The organism is Aerococcus mictus (assembly GCF_003286595.3).
GTDB lineage: Bacteria > Bacillota > Bacilli > Lactobacillales > Aerococcaceae > Aerococcus > Aerococcus mictus.
In genome coordinates this window covers 877,183-899,161 of sequence record NZ_CP132985.1, presented here as the reverse complement: position 1 = coordinate 899,161, position 21,979 = coordinate 877,183, and the positions used below count along the sequence as shown (strand labels likewise).

General features: G+C 43.9%; 14 protein-coding genes, 24 tRNA genes and 3 rRNA genes. 2 read left to right on the top strand and 39 right to left on the bottom strand.

From position 1 onward, the window contains the following. Positions 1–105: 105 nt before the first annotated feature. From DBT49_RS04215 to DBT49_RS04070, 30 genes are all read right to left on the bottom strand, one after another. Positions 106–177 (bottom strand) — tRNA-Glu (locus tag DBT49_RS04215). Between the two features lie 15 nt (positions 178–192). Next, positions 193–265: transfer RNA gene (locus tag DBT49_RS04210), tRNA-Phe, on the bottom strand. Between the two features lie 12 nt (positions 266–277). Continuing rightward, positions 278–350 (bottom strand) — tRNA-Asp (locus DBT49_RS04205). A 22-nt stretch (positions 351–372) separates the two neighbouring features. Further along, a tRNA-Met gene (locus DBT49_RS04200) sits at positions 373–445 on the bottom strand. A 41-nt stretch (positions 446–486) separates the two neighbouring features. Next, positions 487–558 (bottom strand) — tRNA-Glu (locus DBT49_RS04195). A 9-nt stretch (positions 559–567) separates the two neighbouring features. Beyond that, positions 568–655: transfer RNA gene (locus tag DBT49_RS04190), tRNA-Ser, on the bottom strand. Positions 656–667: 12 nt separating this feature from the next. Next, positions 668–741 (bottom strand) — tRNA-Ile (locus tag DBT49_RS04185). Positions 742–751: 10 nt separating this feature from the next. Further along, a tRNA-Gly gene (locus DBT49_RS04180) sits at positions 752–822 on the bottom strand. A gap of 3 nt (positions 823–825) precedes the next feature. Continuing rightward, a tRNA-Asp gene (locus DBT49_RS04175) sits at positions 826–898 on the bottom strand. A gap of 17 nt (positions 899–915) precedes the next feature. Continuing rightward, positions 916–988: transfer RNA gene (locus tag DBT49_RS04170), tRNA-Met, on the bottom strand. An 11-nt stretch (positions 989–999) separates the two neighbouring features. Then, a tRNA-Ser gene (locus DBT49_RS04165) sits at positions 1,000–1,089 on the bottom strand. Between the two features lie 18 nt (positions 1,090–1,107). Beyond that, positions 1,108–1,181 (bottom strand) — tRNA-Ile (locus DBT49_RS04160). 9 nt (positions 1,182–1,190) lie between these two features. Further along, positions 1,191–1,264, bottom strand: a tRNA-Met gene (locus DBT49_RS04155). 14 nt (positions 1,265–1,278) lie between these two features. After that, a tRNA-Ala gene (locus DBT49_RS04150) sits at positions 1,279–1,351 on the bottom strand. A 5-nt stretch (positions 1,352–1,356) separates the two neighbouring features. Next, a tRNA-Pro gene (locus DBT49_RS04145) sits at positions 1,357–1,430 on the bottom strand. Between the two features lie 4 nt (positions 1,431–1,434). After that, positions 1,435–1,508: transfer RNA gene (locus DBT49_RS04140), tRNA-Arg, on the bottom strand. 18 nt (positions 1,509–1,526) lie between these two features. Next, positions 1,527–1,612: transfer RNA gene (locus DBT49_RS04135), tRNA-Leu, on the bottom strand. Between the two features lie 32 nt (positions 1,613–1,644). Then, a tRNA-Gly gene (locus DBT49_RS04130) sits at positions 1,645–1,716 on the bottom strand. 11 nt (positions 1,717–1,727) lie between these two features. Further along, positions 1,728–1,800 (bottom strand) — tRNA-Thr (locus DBT49_RS04125). Positions 1,801–1,811: 11 nt separating this feature from the next. Continuing rightward, positions 1,812–1,893, bottom strand: a tRNA-Leu gene (locus DBT49_RS04120). A gap of 7 nt (positions 1,894–1,900) precedes the next feature. After that, positions 1,901–1,973, bottom strand: a tRNA-Lys gene (locus DBT49_RS04115). A gap of 4 nt (positions 1,974–1,977) precedes the next feature. Continuing rightward, positions 1,978–2,050: transfer RNA gene (locus DBT49_RS04110), tRNA-Val, on the bottom strand. A gap of 10 nt (positions 2,051–2,060) precedes the next feature. Beyond that, a 5S ribosomal RNA gene (gene rrf / locus DBT49_RS04105) occupies positions 2,061–2,176 on the bottom strand. A gap of 76 nt (positions 2,177–2,252) precedes the next feature. Next, positions 2,253–5,156, bottom strand: a 23S ribosomal RNA gene (locus tag DBT49_RS04100). Between the two features lie 167 nt (positions 5,157–5,323). After that, positions 5,324–5,396, bottom strand: a tRNA-Ala gene (locus DBT49_RS04095). Between the two features lie 34 nt (positions 5,397–5,430). Further along, positions 5,431–5,504, bottom strand: a tRNA-Ile gene (locus DBT49_RS04090). A gap of 82 nt (positions 5,505–5,586) precedes the next feature. Next, positions 5,587–7,134: ribosomal RNA gene (locus DBT49_RS04085) — 16S ribosomal RNA — on the bottom strand. The 16S, 23S and 5S rRNA genes sit together here with 24 tRNA genes alongside, the layout of an rRNA operon. A 483-nt stretch (positions 7,135–7,617) precedes the next feature. Further along, entirely contained in the window at positions 7,618–8,967 is a 1,350-nt protein-coding gene (locus tag DBT49_RS04080; RefSeq protein WP_111821167.1) for a glucose-6-phosphate isomerase, read from the bottom strand. A 2-nt stretch (positions 8,968–8,969) separates the two neighbouring features. Next, entirely contained in the window at positions 8,970–9,380 is a 411-nt protein-coding gene (locus DBT49_RS04075) for a CvfD/Ygs/GSP13 family RNA-binding post-transcriptional regulator (RefSeq protein WP_111821168.1), read from the bottom strand. Beyond that, positions 9,380–9,973 carry a peptidylprolyl isomerase gene (locus DBT49_RS04070; RefSeq protein ID WP_111821169.1) on the bottom strand — a complete coding sequence of 198 codons (594 nt, stop codon included), beginning with the start codon at positions 9,971–9,973 and terminating at the stop codon, positions 9,380–9,382. Before DBT49_RS04070 ends, DBT49_RS04075 begins: the two co-directional genes overlap by 1 nt. A 154-nt stretch (positions 9,974–10,127) precedes the next feature. Here DBT49_RS04070 and DBT49_RS04065 point away from each other — a divergent pair, with 154 nt between their 5' ends. Both DBT49_RS04065 and DBT49_RS04060 read left to right on the top strand, forming a co-directional pair. Next, positions 10,128–10,631: a divergent PAP2 family protein gene (locus tag DBT49_RS04065; protein ID WP_111821170.1), complete on the top strand. Its 504-nt coding sequence runs from the start codon at positions 10,128–10,130 to the stop codon at positions 10,629–10,631. Then, complete coding sequence (locus tag DBT49_RS04060; RefSeq protein ID WP_111821171.1) at positions 10,631–11,635, top strand: NAD(P)/FAD-dependent oxidoreductase; 1,005 nt, start codon at positions 10,631–10,633, stop codon at positions 11,633–11,635. The genes DBT49_RS04065 and DBT49_RS04060 overlap by 1 nt, the downstream gene beginning before the upstream one ends. Before the next feature lie 69 nt (positions 11,636–11,704). Here the strand turns inward: DBT49_RS04060 and DBT49_RS04055 are convergent, their stop codons facing one another. The 9 genes from DBT49_RS04055 to der all read right to left on the bottom strand — a co-directional run bounded on the left by DBT49_RS04055 (position 11,705) and on the right by der (position 21,969). Next, positions 11,705–12,376 (bottom strand): DnaD domain-containing protein, encoded by a 672-nt coding sequence (locus tag DBT49_RS04055; protein ID WP_111821172.1) that lies wholly within the window; start codon positions 12,374–12,376, stop codon positions 11,705–11,707. 14 nt (positions 12,377–12,390) lie between these two features. Further along, positions 12,391–13,578 carry a pyridoxal phosphate-dependent aminotransferase gene (locus tag DBT49_RS04050; protein ID WP_111821173.1) on the bottom strand — a complete coding sequence of 396 codons (1,188 nt, stop codon included), beginning with the start codon at positions 13,576–13,578 and terminating at the stop codon, positions 12,391–12,393. A 13-nt stretch (positions 13,579–13,591) separates the two neighbouring features. Then, positions 13,592–14,068, bottom strand: coding sequence for a cell wall elongation regulator TseB-like domain-containing protein (locus DBT49_RS04045; RefSeq protein WP_111821174.1), 477 nt, complete (start codon positions 14,066–14,068; stop codon positions 13,592–13,594). Between the two features lie 11 nt (positions 14,069–14,079). Then, entirely contained in the window at positions 14,080–16,752 is a 2,673-nt protein-coding gene (locus tag DBT49_RS04040; RefSeq protein ID WP_111821175.1) for an exonuclease domain-containing protein, read from the bottom strand. A gap of 27 nt (positions 16,753–16,779) precedes the next feature. After that, positions 16,780–18,018, bottom strand: coding sequence for a CCA tRNA nucleotidyltransferase (locus DBT49_RS04035; RefSeq protein ID WP_258451610.1), 1,239 nt, complete (start codon positions 18,016–18,018; stop codon positions 16,780–16,782). Then, complete coding sequence (gene dapB / locus DBT49_RS04030) at positions 18,015–18,803, bottom strand: 4-hydroxy-tetrahydrodipicolinate reductase (protein WP_220091752.1); 789 nt, start codon at positions 18,801–18,803, stop codon at positions 18,015–18,017. Before dapB ends, DBT49_RS04035 begins: the two co-directional genes overlap by 4 nt. A 46-nt stretch (positions 18,804–18,849) precedes the next feature. Further along, positions 18,850–20,139, bottom strand: a complete 1,290-nt coding sequence (locus tag DBT49_RS04025) for a tetratricopeptide repeat protein (protein WP_181566415.1) — start codon at positions 20,137–20,139, stop codon at positions 18,850–18,852. 116 nt (positions 20,140–20,255) lie between these two features. Then, a complete protein-coding gene (locus DBT49_RS04020) occupies positions 20,256–20,534 on the bottom strand; it encodes an HU family DNA-binding protein (RefSeq protein ID WP_013669777.1) in 279 nt (92 codons plus the stop codon). Between the two features lie 124 nt (positions 20,535–20,658). Further along, on the bottom strand, positions 20,659–21,969 hold the full coding sequence (der, locus tag DBT49_RS04015) for a ribosome biogenesis GTPase Der (RefSeq protein ID WP_064293269.1): 1,311 nt from the start codon (positions 21,967–21,969) through the stop codon (positions 20,659–20,661). Positions 21,970–21,979 lie beyond the last annotated feature (10 nt).

Here is a 21,979-nt window from a genome sequence, read left to right as displayed (position 1 = left end):
GACAGATTTTGCAGAATAAAGTGTATTTTATCTATCATATTGAACAAAGCTAGGGAATATATTTAGACAAATAAAAAAGCAACCCTTTATAGAGTTGCTTAAATATGACCCGTACGGGAATCGAACCCGTGTTACCGCCGTGAAAGGGCGGTGTCTTAACCGCTTGACCAACGGGCCAAAATATATTTTTTATGGTCCGAGACAGAATCGAACTGCCGACACCTTGAGCTTCAATCAAGTGCTCTACCAACTGAGCTATCGGACCTTGAAAAAGAAACGGTCCGGACGGGATTTGAACCCGCGATCTCCTCCGTGACAGGGAGGCATGTTAACCCCTACACCACCGGACCTAAAAAATTAGGTAAAATAAAATTGCGGAGACAGGATTCGAACCTGTGACCTCCGGGTTATGAGCCCGACGAGCTGCCAGCTGCTCTACTCCGCGATGTCAATATCTCCAGTTTAAATTAGGATAATACCTAAATATGACCCGTACGGGAATCGAACCCGTGTTACCGCCGTGAAAGGGCGGTGTCTTAACCGCTTGACCAACGGGCCATTGGATAACGGAGGATAAGGGATTCGAACCCTTGCGTCAGTTTCCCGACCTAACGATTTAGCAAACCGTCCTCTTCGGCCTCTTGAGTAATCCTCCACAAATTATAAATGGGCCTGAATGGACTCGAACCATCGACCTCACCCTTATCAGGGGTGCGCTCTAACCAGCTGAGCTACAGGCCCATATAATGTAAGCGGGTGACGAGAATCGAACTCGCGACAACAGCTTGGAAGGCTGTGGTTTTACCACTAAACTACACCCGCATACGGTCCGGACGGGATTTGAACCCGCGATCTCCTCCGTGACAGGGAGGCATGTTAACCCCTACACCACCGGACCTATTCAATTTTGAATAATTGCGGAGGCAGGATTCGAACCTGCGACCTCCGGGTTATGAGCCCGACGAGCTGCCAGCTGCTCTACTCCGCGATAATAAGTAAAGGAGGATAAGGGATTCGAACCCTTGCGCGGTTTGACCCGCCTGACGGTTTTCAAGACCGTTCCCTTCAGCCAGACTTGGGTAATCCTCCATAATATAATTAACAAGATGGACCTTGTAGGACTCGAACCTACGGCCGGACGGTTATGAGCCGTCTGCTCTAACCAACTGAGCTAAAGGTCCGAACATTAATAGCGGCGGAGGGGATCGAACCCCCGACCTCCCGGGTATGAACCGGACGCTCTAGCCAGCTGAGCTACACCGCCAAATTATAATGTAATGGAGGATAGCGGGATCGAACCGCTGACCTCCTGCTTGCAAAGCAGGCGCTCTCCCAGCTGAGCTAATCCCCCCAAAGTCGGGAAAACAGGATTCGAACCTGCGACCCCTTGGTCCCAAACCAAGTGCTCTACCAAGCTGAGCTATTTCCCGATAATGCACCCAGCAGGATTCGAACCTGCAACCGCCTGATTCGTAGTCAGGTACTCTATCCAGTTGAGCCATGGGTGCCTATTTATAAAAAGTTTATGCCGAGGACCGGAATCGAACCGGTACGGTGTTTAACCACCGCGGGATTTTAAGTCCCGTGCGTCTGCCTGTTCCGCCACCCCGGCATAATAATATTTAATTTTAAGCCATTTGGCTAAGCGGAAGACGGGATTCGAACCCGCGACCCCCACCTTGGCAAGGTGGTGTTCTACCACTGAACTACTTCCGCATGAGATATAATGCCGGCTAAAGGACTTGAACCCTCGACCCCCTGATTACAAATCAGATGCTCTACCAACTGAGCTAAGCCGGCTTTTATATTAGTGCGGGTGAAGGGACTTGAACCCCCACGCCTCTCGGCGCCAGATCCTAAATCTGGTGCGTCTGCCAATTCCGCCACACCCGCATGTAAATGATCCGTGGGAGGCTCGAACTCCCGACCCTCTGATTAAAAGTCAGATGCTCTACCAACTGAGCTAACGAATCATAATGGAGAATGAGGGGCTCGAACCCCCGACATTCTGCTTGTAAGGCAGACGCTCTCCCAGCTGAGCTAATTCTCCATAAAATATTGCACGGCAACGTCCTAGTCTCACAGGGGGCAACCCCCAACTACATTCGGCGCTAAGAAGCTTAACTGCTGTGTTCGGGATGGATACAGGTGGGTCCTTCTTGCCATCGTCACCGTACAATTTATTTTTTTGAGCTTGTTCGCTCAAAACTGAATCTATCATGTCTTCCTTAAACCTCATACAACCTTATCCTTTGGATAAGTCCTCGACCGATTAGTATTTGTCCGCTCCACTTATTGCTAAGCTTCCACTCCAAACCTATCAACCTGATCGTCTTTCAGGGGTCTTACTACTTTAAAAGTATGGGAAATCTCATCTTGAGGGGGGCTTCACGCTTAGATGCTTTCAGCGCTTATCCCGTCCACACATAGCTACCCAGCCATGCTCCTGGTGGAACAACTGGTACACCAGCGGTGTGTCCATCCCGGTCCTCTCGTACTAAGGACAGCTCCTCTCAAATTTCCAACGCCCGCGACGGATAGGGACCGAACTGTCTCACGACGTTCTGAACCCAGCTCGCGTACCGCTTTAATGGGCGAACAGCCCAACCCTTGGGACCGACTTCAGCCCCAGGATGCGATGAGCCGACATCGAGGTGCCAAACCTCCCCGTCGATGTGAACTCTTGGGGGAGATAAGCCTGTTATCCCCAGGGTAGCTTTTATCCGTTGAGCGATGGCCCTTCCATGCGGAACCACCGGATCACTAAGCCCGACTTTCGTCCCTGCTCGACTTGTAGGTCTCGCAGTCAAGCTCCCTTCTGCCTTTACACTCTGCGAATGATTTCCAACCATTCTGAGGGAACCTTTGGGCGCCTCCGTTACACTTTAGGAGGCGACCGCCCCAGTCAAACTGCCTGACTGACACTGTCTCCCGACCAGCTAATGGTCGCGGGTTAGAATGGTCATCCCACAAGGGTAGTATCCCACCAGTGCCTCCATCGAGACTAGCGTCCCGACTTCGATGGCTCCTACCTATCCTGTACATGTGGCACAAACATTCAATATCAACCTACAGTAAAGCTCCATGGGGTCTTTCCGTCCTGTCGCGGGTAACCAGCATCTTCACTGGTACTACAATTTCACCGAGCCTCTCGTTGAGACAGTGCCCAAATCGTTACGCCTTTCGTGCGGGTCAGAACTTACCTGACAAGGAATTTCGCTACCTTAGGACCGTTATAGTTACGGCCGCCGTTTACTGGGGCTTCAATTCAGAGCTTCGCTTACGCTAACCCTTCCTCTTAACCTTCCAGCACCGGGCAGGCGTCAGCCTCTATACATCATCTTTCGATTTGGCAGAGACCTATGTTTTTGATAAACAGTCGCTTGGGCCTATTCACTGCGGCTGACCTTGCGGTCAGCACCCCTTCTCCCGAAGTTACGGGGTCATTTTGCCGAGTTCCTTAACGAGAGTTCGCTCGCTCACCTTAGTGTTCTCCACTCGACTACCTGTGTCGGTTTGCGGTACGGGTTGTTTGATTCTCACTAGAAACTTTTCTTGACAGCGTGACGTCGGCGGCTTCGGTACTAAATTTCCCTCCCCGTCACAACTCATGAAGTCTGAGGCAAGCCTTTCACTCACCTTCTCACTTATTGCTTGGACGCGTTTTTCCATCTCCGCGCTCCGCTTAGCCTTCTGTGTCCTTCCATCGCTCAAACAAATCAAACAAGTACAGGAATCTCAACCTGTTGTCCATCGCCTATCCCTTTCGGTCTCGGCTTAGGTCCCGACTAACCCTGGGAGGACGAGCCTTCCCCAGGAAACCTTAGTCATTCGGTGGACGGGATTCTCACCCGTCTTTCGCTACTCATACCGGCATTCTCACTTCTATACGCTCCACATGTCCTCACGATCATGCTTCTCTGCCTATAGAACGCTCTCCTACCATCCTATGGATCCACAGCTTCGGTGTTCAGTTTAGCCCCGGTACATTTTCGGCGCAGGGTCACTCGACTAGTGAGCTATTACGCACTCTTTCAATGATGGCTGCTTCTAAGCCAACATCCTAGTTGTCTAAGCAACCCCACATCCTTTTCCACTTAACTGAAACTTTGGGACCTTAGCTGGTGGTCTGGGCTCTTTCCCTTTCGACTACGGATCTTATCACTCGCAGTCTGACTCCCGGACTAAACTATTTGGCATTCGGAGTTTATCAGATGTCGGTAATCCAGGATGGACCCCTCGATCAAACAGTGCTCTACCTCCAATAGTCATCATCCGAGGCTAGCCCTAAAGCTATTTCGGAGAGAACCAGCTATCTCCAAGTTCGATTGGAATTTCACCGCTACCCACACCTCATCCCCGCCTTTTTCAACAGACGTGGGTTCGGCCCTCCAGTGTGTTTTACCACACCTTCAGCCTGGACATGAGTAGATCACTTGGTTTCGGGTCGACGACAACAAACTCAACGCCCTCTTCAGACTCGCTTTCGCTGTGGCTCCGCTTCTTCAGCTTAACCTTGCTTGCTATCGTCACTCGCCGGTCCGTTCTACAAAAAGTACGCCATCACCCCTTAACGGGCTCTGACTGCTTGTAGGCATACGGTTTCAGGTACTCTTTCACTCCCCTTCCGGGGTGCTTTTCACCTTTCCCTCACGGTACTGGTTCACTATCGGTCACTAGGGAGTATTTAGGCTTGCCAGATGGTCCTGGCGGATTCCGACGGAATTTCACGTGTACCGCCGTACTCAGGATACTGAATGAGGTGGCTGAGCTTTCGCCTACGGGATTGTCACCCTCTCTGATCGCCCTTTCCATGGCGTTCGACTAGCTCATTCACTCCCGTCCATCAGTCCTACAACCCCAGCATGCAAGCACGCTGGTTTGGCCTCTTTCCGTTTCGCTCGCCGCTACTCGGGAAATCGATTTTTCTTTCTCTTCCTGTGGCTACTGAGATGTTTCAGTTCACCACGTCTACCTTCCACTCAGCTATGTGTTCACTGAGTGGACCATTGTCGATGAAAACAATGAGGTTCCCCCATTCGGAAATCTCCGGATCAAAGCTTACTTACAGCTCCCCGAAGCATATCGGTGTTCGTCCCGTCCTTCATCGGCTCCTAGTGCCAAGGCATTCACCGTACGCCCTTATTCACTTAACCACCGGTTAAGTTGTATGATGCGAAAAGTTTTAAAACTCTTTCTTTTTCGGTTTTTACGCTTGGTAAAATTGGTTTATTGACATTTCTATCTCGCAAAAAATAGAAATGCGGAATGTTATGATAGTATTCAGTTTTCAAAGAACAAATCTGCAACGTTTTCGTTGCAATGGAGGATAGCGGGATCGAACCGCTGACCTCCTGCTTGCAAAGCAGGCGCTCTCCCAGCTGAGCTAATCCCCCGGGTATGAGTTATGGTCATATAATAAACATGTAATGGGCCTGAATGGACTCGAACCATCGACCTCACCCTTATCAGGGGTGCGCTCTAACCAGCTGAGCTACAGGCCCGGTTAAATCCATCAACCATGTGGATAGACCTCTCAAAACTAAACAAAGAAGACTCAAATATGTATTCCGAATATATCCTTAGAAAGGAGGTGATCCAGCCGCAGGTTCACCTACAGCTACCTTGTTACGACTTCACCCCAATCATCTGTCCCACCTTCGGCGGCTGGCTCCAAAGGTTACCTCACCGACTTCAGGTGTTACAAACTCTCGTGGTGTGACGGGCGGTGTGTACAAGACCCGGGAACGTATTCACCGCGGCGTGCTGATCCGCGATTACTAGCGATTCCGGCTTCATGTAGTCGAGTTGCAGACTACAATCCGAACTGAGAATGGCTTTAAGAGATTCGCTTGCTTTCACAAGGTCGCTGCTCGTTGTACCATCCATTGTAGCACGTGTGTAGCCCAAGTCATAAGGGGCATGATGATTTGACGTCATCCCCGCCTTCCTCCGGTTTGTCACCGGCAGTCTCGCTAGAGTGCCCAACTGAATGCTGGCAACTAACAATAAGGGTTGCGCTCGTTGCGGGACTTAACCCAACATCTCACGACACGAGCTGACGACAACCATGCACCACCTGTCACTTTGTCCCCGAAGGGAAAGCTCTATCTCTAGAGTGGTCAAAGGATGTCAAGACTTGGTAAGGTTCTTCGCGTTGCTTCGAATTAAACCACATGCTCCACCGCTTGTGCGGGTCCCCGTCAATTCCTTTGAGTTTCAGCCTTGCGGCCGTACTCCCCAGGCGGAGTGCTTAATGCGTTAACTCCGGCACTGAAGGGTGGAAACCCTCCAACACCTAGCACTCATCGTTTACGGCGTGGACTACCAGGGTATCTAATCCTGTTTGCTACCCACGCTTTCGGGCCTCAGCGTCAGTGACAGACCAGAAAGTCGCCTTCGCCACTGGTGTTCTTCCATATATCTACGCATTCCACCGCTACACATGGAGTTCCACTTTCCTCTTCTGTACTCAAGTTCCCCAGTTTCCAATGCACTTCCACGGTTAAGCCGTGGGCTTTCACATCAGACTTAAGAAACCGCCTGCGCCCCCTTTACGCCCAATAAATCCGGACAACGCTTGCCACCTACGTATTACCGCGGCTGCTGGCACGTAGTTAGCCGTGGCTTTCTGGTAAGATACCGTCAAGACTGGAGCAGTTACTCTCCAATTTGTTCTTCTCTTACAACAGAGCTTTACGATCCGAAAACCTTCTTCACTCACGCGGCGTTGCTCCGTCAGGCTTGCGCCCATTGCGGAAGATTCCCTACTGCTGCCTCCCGTAGGAGTTTGGGCCGTGTCTCAGTCCCAATGTGGCCGATTACCCTCTCAGGTCGGCTATGCATCATTGCCTTGGTAGGCCGTTACCCCACCAACGAGCTAATGCACCGCAAGGCCATCGATAAGTGACAGCAAAGCCGTCTTTCCAAAGGCCACCATGTGGTGGCCTTTCCTATGCGGTATTAGCACCCGTTTCCGGATGTTGTCCCCCGCTTATCGGTAGGTTCCTTACGTGTTACTCACCCGTCCGCCGCTAACGTCAGAAGTGCAAGCACTTCGTCGGTTCGCTCGACTTGCATGTATTAGGCACGCCGCCAGCGTTCGTCCTGAGCCAGGATCAAACTCTCATGAAAGAATCATGAGCGTTGATAGCTCATTTGTTTGCTGACTAGTTATAGTCTGGTCTAGACTTATTGTTTGAATTGTTGGTTCATCAACAAAATGTTGATGCCCTACACATTTGGTTCGTCTTCTTTGTTCAGTTTTCAAAGGTCTATATCGCTTGTTGCGACTTTATTATCATACCGCAACCACTATCTCTTTGTCAAGAACTTTTTAAAATTTATTTTTTATTGTTGAATTTTCTCTCAAAATGAAGAAATAAACTTTTTGTTCTTTGAGAACGAGCGAAGATTTAACAACTGTGTTTTGCTCCGCTCATCAGCGACAAGAAATATAATATAATGTTTTGCTATCAAAGTCAATAGATTTTTCCAAAAAAGTTTGAAATAAATAAAAAAGAGAAGCTTCTTGATGAAACTCCTCTTCTAAAAGCCTGATTTTTCAGTTTTTATAGTTAATTAGTTTAATTAATAAAAGTGATTATTAGTTTTAAATTAATCTAAGCGTTGGTTAAGTTCATCAGCTAAATCATCGAATCCTGGTTTTCCGAGTAAAGCAAACATATTTTTCTTATATGCTTCTACGCCAGGTTGGTTAAATGGATTAACGCCGTTGAGATAGCCACTCATCCCTACTGTCAATTCAAAGAAGTAAATCATGTAACCTAAATGATAAGCATCCATTTCTTCAATATGGATAACAAAGTTAGGTACGCGACCGTCCGTATGGGCTAACAAGGTTCCTTGAAAAGCCTTAGTATTTACATAGTCCAAGTCCTTGCCTTCTAGGTAGGAAAGTCCATCTAAGTCACTGTCTAAGCGAGGGATATCAATATTTCTTTCAGGTGTATCCACTTTGATAACTGTTTCCATCAGGTTTCGTTTTCCGTCTTGGATAGATTGCCCAATGGAATGCAAGTCGGTGGAGAAGTTAGCAGAAGATGGATAAATTCCTTTTTGGTCTTTTCCTTCAGATTCACCGAATAATTGTTTCCACCACTCTGCAAAGTATTGCATCTTTGGTTCATAGTTCACTAAGATTTCAGTGTCATAACCCTTGCGGTGAAGGATGTTTCTTAGGCCTGCATATTGGTAGGCACTATTTTTCTTCAAGTCTGCATCTGATAGGTCTTCCATGGCTTGCTTAGCCCCTTCAAGGAGGGCATCTGTATCAGCACCACTCACCGCAATTGGTAAAAGCCCTACTGGTGTTAGAACGGTAAAGCGTCCCCCAACCCCGTCAGGAATAATAAAGGTCTCATAGCCTTCTTTATCGGCTTCTTCTCGTAGGGCACCTTTTGCTTTATCAGTTGTCGCATAAATCCGTTGTTTAGCAGCTTCTTTGCCATATTTATCTTCTAGTAATTGCTTAAAGATTCTAAAGGCAATGGCTGTTTCAGTAGTAGTTCCTGATTTACTAATAACATTGACTGAGAAATCACGGTCACCAATCACTTCAATTAATTCACTAAGGTAAGTTGAGCTTAAACTGTTACCGGCAAATAAAATTTGAGGATAGTCTCTTTTATCAGCTGGGAAATAGTTAATAAATTGATGACTTAAAAAGTCAATGGCTGCTTTGGCTCCCAAATAGGACCCACCTATTCCAAGCACCACTAAGACATCAGAGTCGTCTTGGATACGTTTGGCAGCTGCTTTTAGGCGGGCGTATTCTTCTTTGTCATAGTCTGCTGGAAGAGTTACCCAATCCGTAAAATCAGCACCTTGTCCTGTCTTTTCACGTAGCATCTTGTCTGCTGCGGTCACAAAGGGTTGTAAATAGTCTAATTCATGATCTTGAATAAAGTGTTGTGTTTTTGAATAATCAAAAGTTAATGTAGACAATGTTATTCCTCCAATCGATAATCTTTAATCTTTCCTGAATGGATATCCGCTAACGAGTTTTCAATCCACTCAGGCATTTTTTTATTGATTGTTTTAAAACCTATTTGTGGTGTATGACGCCGCTTGGGTTTCTTTATCCGCGCTGGAAAATTTGGGGTGTTGGTTGCTTTAAGGGCTCGAATCGATAGACTAATTTTCTTGGTGTACTCATCGATATCGATGATTTTTACTTTGACCTGGTCTCCCACCGAAAAACGTTCTTCTAAGTTGGTGACATAGCCATGGTCAACCTCAGAAATATGAACCAATCCATGACAATGAGAGTCCAATTTGATGAATAAACCATAGGATTGAATGCCAGTCACGGTTCCATTAAGAACATCGCCAATCCGATAGTTTTCTTGACGCTCCATTACTGATCAAGGCCTTCAATATCAATCGTAACAATTGATACATCTTCTAAGGGTTTATCATGGCTGTCTCGCTCGACTGCTTCGATCTGATAGACAACATCCATCCCATCGACTACTTGACCAAATACCGTATGTTTGTGATCGAGCCAAGGGGTTCCACCCTTTTGTGCATAGTTCTCAATAACTTCTTCAGGCCAAGAGAGTGCCTTCATCTGGTCTAACATGGCTTGGGGCACTTCTTTAGCAGAGACGATAAAGAATTGCGAGCCATTGGTATTTGGCCCTGCATTAGCCATGGAGAGAGCTCCGTTAAAGTTGAAGACTTGATTAGAAAACTCATCTTCAAATGCACTGCCGTAAATACTTTCTCCCCCTCTACCCGTTCCGGTTGGGTCGCCACCCTGAATCATAAAGTTTGGAATGACCCGGTGGAAAATAACCCCGTCATAATACCCAGATTGACTCAGTTCAATAAAGTTTTTCACTGTCTTTGGCGCTACCTCAGGGTATAGAGTGAGGGTAATATCCCCTAAAGTGGTTTTAATTGTTGCGGTAGGATTCTGATCATTGCTTTCCAGTTGTAGATAGTTCATTATTTACCTCCTTAGTTTAATTGTACCAAGATCGTAAATTTTTGTATAGAAGACTTTCAATAGCAGCAAACTTTCTCAGGGTCCTAAAAAACTTTTCTAGCCTCCTAATTCATGATAAGATTACACTAGTTAATATTAGAGAGGAAACATTCCAGTGAAAAATTTCCCCTTAACTGCCACGATTGTAGCAATTATTTTCACCCAAATAATTAAATACCCGATTGCCTATCTCTTTATGGGAAAAAAGGAAACCAAACTTTCTATTATCCATACGACCGGTGGCATGCCCAGTTCACATACCGCTGCGGTAACCGCTTTAATCACTTCCCTCATCCTTCAAGAAGGCTTTTTGTCTCCCTACGTTGCCATAGCAACGGCCTATGGGTTAATCGTTATGTTCGACGCCATGGGGGTAAGAAGACAAAGTGGTGAACAAGGCATTCTGATTAGAGAGTTATTGGCCATTTTACGTGAACACTATGTTAGTGAAGAGGATGGTCCAATCAATGAGAAGTTAGATCAGATTGATGACCAAAATATGGTTATCGATGATTATCTTGGGCATAAACCTTCGGAAGTCTTTGGGGGCTTTGTCGCTGGGGTCGGTGTTGCCTTTTTTATTCGCTTTATCTTTTTTTATTTTGATTGGATGATTTAATGACAGAAAAAAACATCAAAGATTTAACTATTATTGGCGCTGGACCCAGTGGTTTATTCGCCGCCTTTTATGCAGGAATGCGTCAGCTTTCTGTACAAATTATTGATAGTCTTGCTCAAGTTGGCGGACAGCCCTACGCCTTGTATCCTGACAAGGCGATTTTTGATATTGGAGCCCTTCCGCAAATTACGGGTAAGGAACTCAGTCAAGCCCTAATGGAACAAGTGAAGCCCTTTGCTTCGACCACTAGCTTTCACTTTAACCATGACATCACTGAAATCAATGATGAAGGGGATTATTTTTCCTTAAGAAGTCAAAAGGCATGCTTTTATAGCCGAGCCGTCTTAATTGCCGCTGGGGGCGGCGCTTTTAGACCACGTTCGGCAAATATTAAAAATGAAGCTGAATTTGAAGGAGACAAGTTATTTTATACCGTTAATCAGGCTCAAGATTTTCAGGGTCAAGCAGTTGCTATTTTAGGGGGAGGCGATACCGCTTTAGATAATGCTCTATTAGTCAGCCAGTACGCCAAGAAGCTTTATCTGGTCCACCGCCGAAATAGATTCCGTGGCCATGAATTTAGCCAAGCGCAATTGAAGACTAAAAGCAATGTTGAAATTCTCACTCCCTACCAAGCTAAGGCCATTCATGCCCTCGAAGGGTCTCAGCAGGTAGAACTCTTATTGACCAAAAGTCGCAGTCAGGAAAGCAGGAGCCTTCAGCTAGACAGTATTATTTCTTCTTATGGTTTTCAGGCAAACATCAATGCCTTTAAGTCATGGCCTATCGAGTCTCTTGGCCAACGTATTCCTGTTAATGAACACATGCAAACGAGTCTGGCAGGGGTCTACGCCATTGGTGATATTTGTACTTATACAGGTAAAACCCAGTTAATCGCTAGTGGCTTCGGTGAGGCACCAACAGCCATCAACGCCATCACCCACTACCTCTACCCCGAGGAAAAACTAGCCCCTCTTCATAGCACCACTTACTTTAAAAATTAAATTGCATAAACAAAAAAACCGCAGCTAATGATTGCATGCGGTTTTCTTATGCTAGGATTTCTATTTTTCTCACTCATCATCAGGTGTATTGATAACCTTAGTCATAGGGACTGGGGGAAGGTTATTATTTTGCTGACGAATTTTAGCATTGCGGTAGTTCGGACTAGTCTCGACGTTACCTTTTTTATTTTGCTTTTGCCAATTGATTAGAATGCGGTCAATGTAGCGCAAATTTAATACGCCATTCAAAACCGCTTCTTTAATGGCTGCCTTTACCGTTACCACATCATAGTGGTCTTCACTAAACCAAGCCGCCACTTGCTGGTATTCGATTGGCGATAAGGGACGACCAAATTCTTGTTCAATAATTTGAAAGATCGACCCTTCAGCCTTCTCTTCCGCTTGTTTTTCTTTTTTAGCATGGTTTTCTTCAAAAAAACGCTCTAATTTTTGATAAAGCAAGTCTAGGCTATAGTATTCAATCTGCTGCCCCTGGTCACTTTCTTCGCTCTCAATTGATAAGAATTTTTTATCAATCAAATTCTGAATCATATCATAAGTTTCACCCTGGCTATAGCCCATACGCTTTTGTAAGGCTTGAATCGGTGGAAAATCATCTTGCATTTGCTGAAAGCTGACAATATGAATGAGAAACATCACTTCCTCATTGCTCAAAGAGAGCGCTTGATAGTTTTCTAATAAGCTGGTCTGTAAAACCGTATATTGTTTTCTTTCAACCACTAAAGTCCACCCTCTTAATTCATTTTTTCTTGCATAAAGCTACTAATCCGCTCAATTGCCTCTAAGAATAAATCCTCATCAGTCGCATAAGATAAACGGACATGTTCTGGCATGCCAAAGGCGGATCCCGCTACCAAAGCAACGTGGGCTTCTTCTAGAATCGCCATGACAAAATCATCGACACTATCATAACCACAGCTTAAAGCAGCTTGCTGGCATTTTGGAAATAGATAAAAGGCCCCTTGGGGTTTATTAGCTAGTTCAAAACCTGGTAAATTGATTACGGCCTCATAGCCCTTATTTAGACGATCTTCATAGGTTGAACGCATGGATTCAACCAATTCCGGACCGCTCTTGAAGGCCCCTAAAGCCGCGTATTGGCTCACACCAGCTGCATTACCACTGATTTGACCCGCTAATTTGTTGAGCATTTTTATAATTTTTTGATCAGCCAAACAATAGCCTAAGCGCCAACCTGTCATCGCATAACTCTTTGACATACCATTCACCACAATGGTATTGGCACGAGCCTCAGGGCTTATAGCAGCAAGAGAATAAAACTGGTTGCCGTTATAAACTAACTGGCTATAAATTTCATCAGCAATCATCAATAGATTGTGCTCCAAACAGTAGTCAGCAATAGCCGCTAACTCTTCCTTACTTAAAACCGTTCCGGTCGGATTAGCCGGTGAATTAAGCAGCAAAATCTTTGTTTCTGGAGTGAGGTATTGGTCAATAATTTCAGGCGTTAAACGGAAATCATTGTCAGCATCAGTTTGAGCTAAAACTGCCTTGGCCCCAGTTAAACGTATCTGTTCTTCATAACTCACCCAATAGGGACTTGGAACAATTACTTCATCGCCTGGGTTTAATAGAATTTGGAACAAATCATAAAGGACTAACTTGCTGCCGTTAGCAATAAAGACTTGATCAGCCGTATAAGCTACCCCATCTTTTTCTTGATGAAATTTAGCAATAGCTTCTCTAACTTCTAAAAGTCCTCCAGCTGGCGTATAATGGTGGCCTTTCCCTTGCTCTAATGCTGCTTTAGCATAATCAACAATTGGACTAGGCGTAGGAAAATCTGGCTCTCCTAAGGTTAAACTAATAATATCCTTGCCTTGAGCTTTTAATTGTTTGGCGCGATCACTGGCCTTAAGGGTGCTTGATTCTTTTAATTCTAAAGCGCGTTTCGAAAACATGCTAGCTTTCCTCCTATAATTTATCTATGGTTTCATACCAATGGCCACTCGCTGCATTAATGTAATGATAGCCCAAGTGTCCATCTTGGTTAATAAAGGAAACTTCCCATACCAATTGGTCATCTTCAATTCCAATCCGGGCTTCTTTGACCTCTTGGGTATTCACATTATTTAAGGTCAATGACTTAGCTTCTTGTTCATTGACTAATTCGTTCACCTTGCCGGTTATTTTTTTATTAGTTTCCGGTTGATAGGCATAATAAATGAACTCACCTTGGTCATTCTCTCCTTGGATAGTATAAGTCGTGTGATCCTTATTTAAAACATAAAATTTCCCCATATTTTTTAAACCAATATCTTCTCGAGCCATAGTCATTAACTGTTTTTCCTCTTGAATAATTGGTTTTTGTGAATTGAAGAAAATCGTAAATAAGCCAAAATTAATAATAATTAAACACACAAGAAATGCATTTGCTAATCTTCTTGTCATAGGTCTCTCCTTTAGTCAGACTTGAGAATAGCGTCTAAACTGACTTCTTCTACTCTTAGTTCATCCCCAATTACCTTATCAATCGCATCCTTATAAGAACTATAAAAGAGCCGCTTATCTAAAACAATAAAGTCGGCCGGCGCTTGATCACTCAGCATACGTCCTAAACTCTGCTTGAAGCGTAAGAGCATTTGGGGTAAGGATTCTTGATAGAAATAACTCTGATTACGCTCCTCCCAGTAGTCACGACGGGCTTGCTCCCTCACTTCATCTGGCGAGCGAAAAGGTAATCTCGCTAGTAGGTAATAGTCACTATGAGATGGTAAATGTAGGCCCTCAGTCAAGGCCTGCAATCCGATCAGGAGGCCATGGTGACTATCATTATAGCGACTGATGGCATCTTGGTGGCCATATTTTTTCCCTTGAATAAAAGTGACAGCGATGAGCTCTTCCGGCCAAGATTCTTGAATAAAATGATTTAAGGCAGCCAATAGCTGTTTGGAATTGAGCATGAGATAAATTTTCTTATCCCCGTTAATCAATAGCGCCTGTAAAATCTCTGCTAAATAGTGGATCGATTCCTTCTCCGATAAATCATGGAGGGAGGGGTAATCGCTAAGAATATACAAGCCTTTATTGGCATAAATCGTCTGATCAATTGGATAAGTATAGAGATGATATTTTTTTATCCCATACATGCTTTCCAGACTCCGTCGACTTTCCGGCAAATTAACTGTAGCCGATAAGAATAGCACCTGACTCGGACACTTTTCCCAAATTTCACTCATAAAGTCTGCTACCGCCTTAGGATAAGCGCTAACTCGAGGATAATTTTCTGGATAGCTAATTATATAATAATAATCATTCTTATTGGTAAACAGTTTCTGAATATCTTCGATAATTTTTTGACCCAGCCCCAAGGCTTGTAGCCATTTTTGTATGTGATTTTGCTTTAATAACTTTTCTTTTTGCGCTAACGCTAAACTAGTGCCATAGACTCTTTGAACCCCTTTGAGATCTTCCCACAATTGGGCAAAAAGTAAATAAGTATTATATAAACGAGGATCAGTTCCAGAAAAATAAACGGCTTCATGACTGTCATGATTCAATAATTCATCCAAGACATGATCAAAGGTTTTAAGAGCATTTTGCAGCTGGTCTTGCCAAGTGTATAAGACTTCTTCAATTGCTCGATTACTGGTACCAAGATAATACTTGTCCGTTAACTGACTAAAAAAATGCTCTTGTTGGTTTAAGTAATCATTGATGTCTGCCAAATTCTGATGAACAGCGAGATCTTTTTCGATAATTTGTGGGAGCTGATGGCACTCATCAATAATCAGATCGCTTGCCTTAGTCCATAAGTTCTTAGCCACTAAGTCCTCTTTATGGCGAATTAAGTAGGCGTGGTTGGTCCAAATAATATCAGCCTTTTTGGCTAAGTGTAATTGGTGTTGGTAATAATTCCACTGCATAGGCATCTGGTCACTATGATAACGATTCTGATAGAGTGCCAGATTATCCCACTGTTCCCAGAGGGGAGATTGTCTCAAGCCATGATTTAATTCCGCTAAATCTCCTGTTTGCGTCTCACTTACCCAAAGTAATAAGGACAAGGTAAACATACTTTCATTTTTAGAAACATGATTTTCCTTGGCCTTCAGATAATTGATATAAGCTTGGAAGGTGTTTAAATCTAGATAATGGTCCTTACTTTTTAAGACCGCCACTTGTATCCTTCGCCCCAATTGATTCACCAATTCTTGCAGCTGGTCTTCTTGCCATTGTCTGATCATGACATTATTGGGAAAAGATACGATTAAATGTTTCCCAGTCTTAGAAGCAACTTGTAATTGACCTAAGATACTGTTATAGGTTTTTCCTTGGCCCGAATTGGCTTTCAAAAAAGCAAATTGGTCACTATTTTGGTCAAAGAAATTCATTACATCCTCTTGGATACTCAGATGACCACTATCTTGGTCTTCTTCTGTACCAGCTAGCGGCCGATATAGGCCCTCATTAATTTCAGGATTAAGGGTAAATGATCCACGGATCAGGCCCTTATTTCTTTGACAATGGGCATGATTATACCAATAGCTGAAATATTTCCCGCTTTGCCGAATAAAGAATTTTAACCAGGGCTGCATTGCTTTATATAAAGATTCAGGGAGGCTGGCCACTTTATCCATGACTTGGACTAGTAATTGAGCAGTGGCCCGGGCGTCTTCAATAGCAGTATGGGCCTTCACTAGATTAATGCCATGGTCAAGAGAAAAATCTCCTAGCTTATAGCTGGCTGCCTGTGGATATAGGACGCGGATTAATTCCACTGTATCGATCCCCTCTAGATCAAGAGCCGGTAAACCTACGCCTTCAAAGGAAGCGCTAAGAAATTTATAATCAAAATTAATATTGTGGGCCACAAAGACACAATCTTGTAATTGTTGAAAGAGGTCTGGAGCAATGTCTTCAAATAGGGGGGCATCCCGTAAATCTTCAGTCTGGATACCAGTTAAATCGCTAATATTTTTAGGAACAGGGATGAGTGGCTGGATATTGCTTTTAAATTCACCAATCTTTTTCTGCCCTTCTAAAAAAACAACCCCAATTTGAATAATGCGGTCGCCACGGTTATATTTGGTACCGGTAGTCTCTAAATCAACCACGGCATATTTAACAGGCATCTACCGTACACTCCTTCTATTTTCAGTTCATTGATTGGCTTTCAAATAGGCTAGTAAGTCGTCCTTGCTATTAGGACATTGTTCAGCAACAACAGCTGCTTCAGCCTGATTAAGATACTGGCCAATAAGGCGTTTATCATTCGGGGCTAAGTCAGCAATAATATCGCGGCCATTAAGGGCTAAGTCTTTACGGCTATGGATAGGCAGCGCTTTCCATATGGCTTCCACTTGCCCGGCTTCTCCTTTAGGGAAATGACGAGCAAATTCACTCTTAGCCTGGTCGTCTCCTTGAATGAAATTTTCCACTGTTTGAGCTGTGTTTAAGCCAAAACGATAGAGTAATTGCGCTGTCCAAGCAGACTGACTTTCTTGACGGGCGGTTAAGGCTAGGAAATATTCCTTAATTAACCGGTTCTGCTTATTCGACATTTTCCAAGACCGGGTAAAGTCATCAATAAATTGCAAGTCACACTTAGCCAGGAAAAAATAAACTGCCCAAGCAAAAGTATCACTAGGGAAAGCCCGCTCAGGACTCAAGACATCCACCATCTTTTTGAAAGTGTCTTGGCCATTTTCCGTTAGTGGACAGTAACGATAGAGCTGTAAATCAATAAAATCGGTCAGGCCGGCTTGCCAGTGCTGGCCTTGCCATAATTTAGCCATCTCTGTCTCTATCCGTTCGACAGCAATTTTTTCAAGTAAAGGCGCTGACTCCTTTATAGCTTGAGCAGTATCAAGCTCAAGGTCAAAACCTAATTGACTAGCAAAGCGCACTGCCCGCATCATCCTCAGAGCGTCTTCTTGAAAGCGGTCATGAGCCTTCCCGACCGCACGTAAACGCCCTGCTTTTAAATCTTCTTGCCCTTGAAAATAATCAATCAAGTCCCCTTCAGAATCCATAGCCATGGCATTAATCGTAAAATCACGGCGAAGAAGGTCTTCCTCTAGGGAGCGAACGAAAGTTACCTCTTTAGGTCTGCGGTAATCTTCATATTCAGATTCCGTTCTAAAGGTAGTGATTTCATAGGTGTCTCCATTGAAATAAGCCATAACCGTTCCATGTTCTAGGCCTACATCAAAATGTTTGGGGAAGATTGCCTGAATTTCTTCGGGAAAAGCACTGGTGGCGATGTCAACATCATGGCTAGCCAATCCCAATAAAGCATCACGGATACAGCCTCCGACAAAGTAGGCTTGGTAACCGAAAGTCTCTATTTTCTTTAAAACCGGTAAGGCTTTTTGGAATTCTTTATTATCAATAATCATAAAATGTGTTCCAATCCGTAGACAAATTCCTCTAATTGGTCACTAGCCTTTAGGGCAAGAGCAACACCATGCATATAGGATTCACGGTTATAAGAATCTTGGCGGATAGTCAAACCTTCTCCTGGCGCGCCAAATTGGACAATTTGATGCGAATTTAGGCCAGGCAAACGGACACTATGGATAGGAATCCCTTTATAATCAGCTCCACGAGCCCCTGCTATCGATTCATTACGGTTAACGACAAGGCCTTCTTTTTGCTTTTGACTTTCATGGATTAAATCCGCTGTCTTAATGGCGGTACCGCTAGGCGCATCTGCTTTTTGCTCATGGTGCATTTCAATAATTTCGACATGGTCCAAATATTTGGCAGCTTCTTGACTAAATAGTTGCATGAGGACGGATGATATTGCAAAATTAGGTGCAATCACTCCACCTAGTTTCTTTTCACTAGCTAAGGCTTGTAAGTGGCTAATTTCATCACTTTCTAAACCTGAAGTTCCAATGACAGGATGAATATTATGTTCAATATAAGTCTTACAATGATCATAAACCACACTTGGCTGGGTAAAATCAACTACAGCATCGACTTCAACCTCCACTAAGGCTTCTTCCACACTAGAATAAATTGGCGCCAAGCCTTTAAAAGTTTCCAAGTCGTCTTGATGTTGGTCTAAATGATGGTTAACTAGGGCTGCTAGCGTAAAGTCGTCACTTTCATTAATCATATTGACAGTCGTCTGTCCCATTTTTCCTAGAAAACCAGTAACCATTACCTTCATCTTGATCGCTTCCTTTCACTATCAATCTTCATATGCACCATTATAGCATGACTTAAAGCTCCTGTTCCCAGTCTTTTACTTGGTCGATAACTGAGCTAAGCGCTGGGGATTGCTTGAGTTCTGGTTTATCAGCTAATAGTTTGACAATTTTTCTAAATTGACCCTCTTCCCTTAAGAAATAGATATAGTCCACTAAGAAGTCATTGTCATCTTTTAAATCGCGACTAGCCAGGTCATAATATTTTCGGGCTTGATCATAATTTTCCGTTTGATTATAGAACTGGGCCATTAACCAGTGACTATTTCCATCACTGATCCCCTTATCCTTCATGGCCTCAATAAGTTCTTGAGCCCTATCCTCATTATCAGAGTCTAATGCCAAACGTAATAATTGTTGATAAGCTCTGATATTATCCTCATCAGCTTCTAGGACCTTCTCATAGTCTGCTTGGGCCTGCTTGAATTCCTTAAGGTAGAAATAGAAATTTGCTCTTTCCATGTATAAGACGCTGGCATAAGGGTCCTTACTAATGGCTTCATTAATGACTCTTAGAGCCTGATCGCTTTCATGAAGCTCCCATTTACACTTGGCTAAAAGTAGGTAATAGGAAGGATCTAGCAAATTATTTTCATAGAGAGGACTTAGTAATTGGTCACAATAGCTATAATCCTCGTCGTGGTATGCGAGAAAGGCTAATTGTTCCTTCTCAGCCTGGCTCAGTGCGCTGTTTTCTTTATTAGAAAGCAGCTGAGCCGCCTTGTCATATTGACCGGTAGCAACTAGGGCATACTGATAGTTATCTTTCACTTCTTCTCTAATTTCAGGGCTCAGGCCCTCCTTTTGACTTAGGTCATGGTAAAGTTTAAGGGCTTCTTTGAAGTCCCCCATAGTAAAGACTAATTGAGCCATACCAAATTCTATCGCCTCTTGACCAGGAGCCAGTTGGTTGGCTTCCTTCAATTTAGCCAGACTAACTTCAGGTAGACTGAGCATTTGATAAGCGTCAGCTTCCAATAGCAAGGCTTCCAGATATAAATCATCATTTGGATCAATACTGAGTAGGTAATCCAAGCCGTCTTCATAGCGGCCATCGTCCATAGCCAATTCTCCCAATAGCAAAGGCCAGGTGGCTTCACCGGGATAGCACTTAGCGGCTTCCTGATAAATGGCCTTGGCATAGGGAATAAAGCCAAGTTGTTGTAAATTATAGCCCAGCTGAGCAAAATCTTCCTTACTTCCCCTTTTAATCAGTTGGTTAAGCAAGTCCGCTAATTTTTCTTGGGCTTGGTCATATTTTTCTTGAACAATCAGTTCGGTGATTTCCTCATATAATTCCTTCATGCTAACCTCCATATTTGTTTATTTTAGCATAGATATAAAGCTTAACCCTACCGATAAGTAATAAATAAAAACTGCCAAGTCCTTCTGAGAACTTGGCAGTTTCAAGTTAAGGAAGATTAGCCCTTAACAACGTCTTTTAAACCTTTACCTGCTTTAAATGCAGGTACTTTACTTGCTGGAATTTGAATTTCTTCACCGGTTTGTGGATTACGTCCCTTACGAGCGGCACGTTCACGTACTTCAAAATTACCAAAACCGATAATTTGAACATTTTCCCCATCAGCTAAAAAGTTTTCAATTGAAGAAAATACTGCATCAACGACTGGTTGAACATTTTTCTTAGATTCACCAGTTGATTCAGCTACTTTTTGTACTAAGTCAGCTTTATTAGCCATTTTTACACCTCCAAAAATATTTCCATTCTTCTCGTGAATGGAGAATTATCATCAATGACAATTCTCTATAAATATACCACAGAAAGCACGTCATAACAACATTTATACCTTATATTTCAATGTTTTACCGCCGATTTCTGCTAATGATATGCAGGGGCGTTCCGCTAAAATCAAAGGCTTGCCGAATTTGGTTAGCCAGGAAGCGCTCATAGGAAAAATGCATAAGATCAGTGTCATTGACCATCACGACAAAGGTCGGTGGCCCTACGCTCACCTGAGTCATATAGTAAACCCGTAACTTTTTCCCTTTATCTGAAGGCGCTGGATTAATGCGGATAGCATCCGCCAAAACTTGATTAAGTAGGGAGGATTGAATCCGACGGTTAAAGTTTTCATGAACTTGGATAATAAGATCTGGAATCTTATCTAAACGCTGCTTACTTTTCGCAGAGACAAAAAGGATAGGGGCATAGGATAGGAATTGGAATTGAGCGCGGATATTATCTTCAAATTCCTTCATGGTGTGACTGTCTTTTTTTAGGGCATCCCATTTGTTAACTAGGATAATAATTCCCTTCCCTGCCTCATGAGCGTAGCCAGCTACGGTTTTATCTTGATCACGGATCCCTTCTTCGGCATTGAGGACGAGCAAGACAACAGATGCCTGTTCAATCGCAGACATCGACCGCATGACACTATATTTCTCAGTTGATTCAGAGACTCTCCCTTTTCGACGAATCCCTGCAGTGTCAATAATTTTAAAACTGCGCTCATTATATGAAAAGTAAGTATCCACTGCATCTCGGGTGGTGCCAGCAATATCAGAAACAATCACACGGTTCTCACCCAAAATCGCATTTACTAAGGAGGATTTTCCCACATTTGGCCGTCCAATTAAGGCAAAAGAAATCGTTTCCTCATCTTCGCTATCCTCATCTTCTAAAGGAAAGAGACGGTAGATTTCTGCCAAGAGATCTCCGATTCCTAGGCCGTGTGCACCTGAAATTGGATAGGGATCATTAAGGCCTAGTCGGTAAAAATCGTAAATTTCTGCTTGTAATTCGGGGTTATCCACCTTATTTACCGCTAAGAGGACAGGTTTATCAGACTTTTGCAGTAGACGGGCGATCATTTCATCCGTTTCTGTAACCCCATCAACTACACTAGTCATCATAATAATTAAATCAGCCTCTTCCACTGCAATTTCTGCTTGCAGGCGGATTTGTTCGACAAAGGGTTCGTCGTTAAATTCAATCCCCCCAGTGTCAATTAAACGTAGCTTCCGCCCCAGCCACTCTCCTTGGGCATAGACACGGTCACGGGTTACTCCAGGAACATCTTCAACGATGCTGATTCTTTGCCCGGCGATCCGGTTAAAAATTGTCGATTTTCCCACATTAGGTCGTCCGACAATGGCGATATTTAAGGTTTTCATCCATAGTCCC

Bases quoted from the DNA above. Each gene is read 5' to 3' on its own strand.
- DBT49_RS04075 (WP_111821168.1), bottom strand. From the start codon at position 9,380: ATGGAGCGTCAAGAAAACTATCGGATTGGCGATGTTCTTAATGGAACC.
- DBT49_RS04070 (WP_111821169.1), bottom strand. From the start codon at position 9,973: ATGAACTATCTACAACTGGAAAGCAATGATCAGAATCCTACCGCAACA.
- DBT49_RS04060 (WP_111821171.1), top strand. From the start codon at position 10,631: ATGACAGAAAAAAACATCAAAGATTTAACTATTATTGGCGCTGGACCC.
- DBT49_RS04050 (WP_111821173.1), bottom strand. From the start codon at position 13,578: ATGTTTTCGAAACGCGCTTTAGAATTAAAAGAATCAAGCACCCTTAAG.
- DBT49_RS04045 (WP_111821174.1), bottom strand. From the start codon at position 14,068: ATGACAAGAAGATTAGCAAATGCATTTCTTGTGTGTTTAATTATTATT.
- DBT49_RS04040 (WP_111821175.1), bottom strand. From the start codon at position 16,752: ATGCCTGTTAAATATGCCGTGGTTGATTTAGAGACTACCGGTACCAAA.
- DBT49_RS04035 (WP_258451610.1), bottom strand. From the start codon at position 18,018: ATGATTATTGATAATAAAGAATTCCAAAAAGCCTTACCGGTTTTAAAG.
- DBT49_RS04025 (WP_181566415.1), bottom strand. From the start codon at position 20,139: ATGAAGGAATTATATGAGGAAATCACCGAACTGATTGTTCAAGAAAAA.
- DBT49_RS04020 (WP_013669777.1), bottom strand. From the start codon at position 20,534: ATGGCTAATAAAGCTGACTTAGTACAAAAAGTAGCTGAATCAACTGGT.
- der (WP_064293269.1), bottom strand. From the start codon at position 21,969: ATGAAAACCTTAAATATCGCCATTGTCGGACGACCTAATGTGGGAAAA.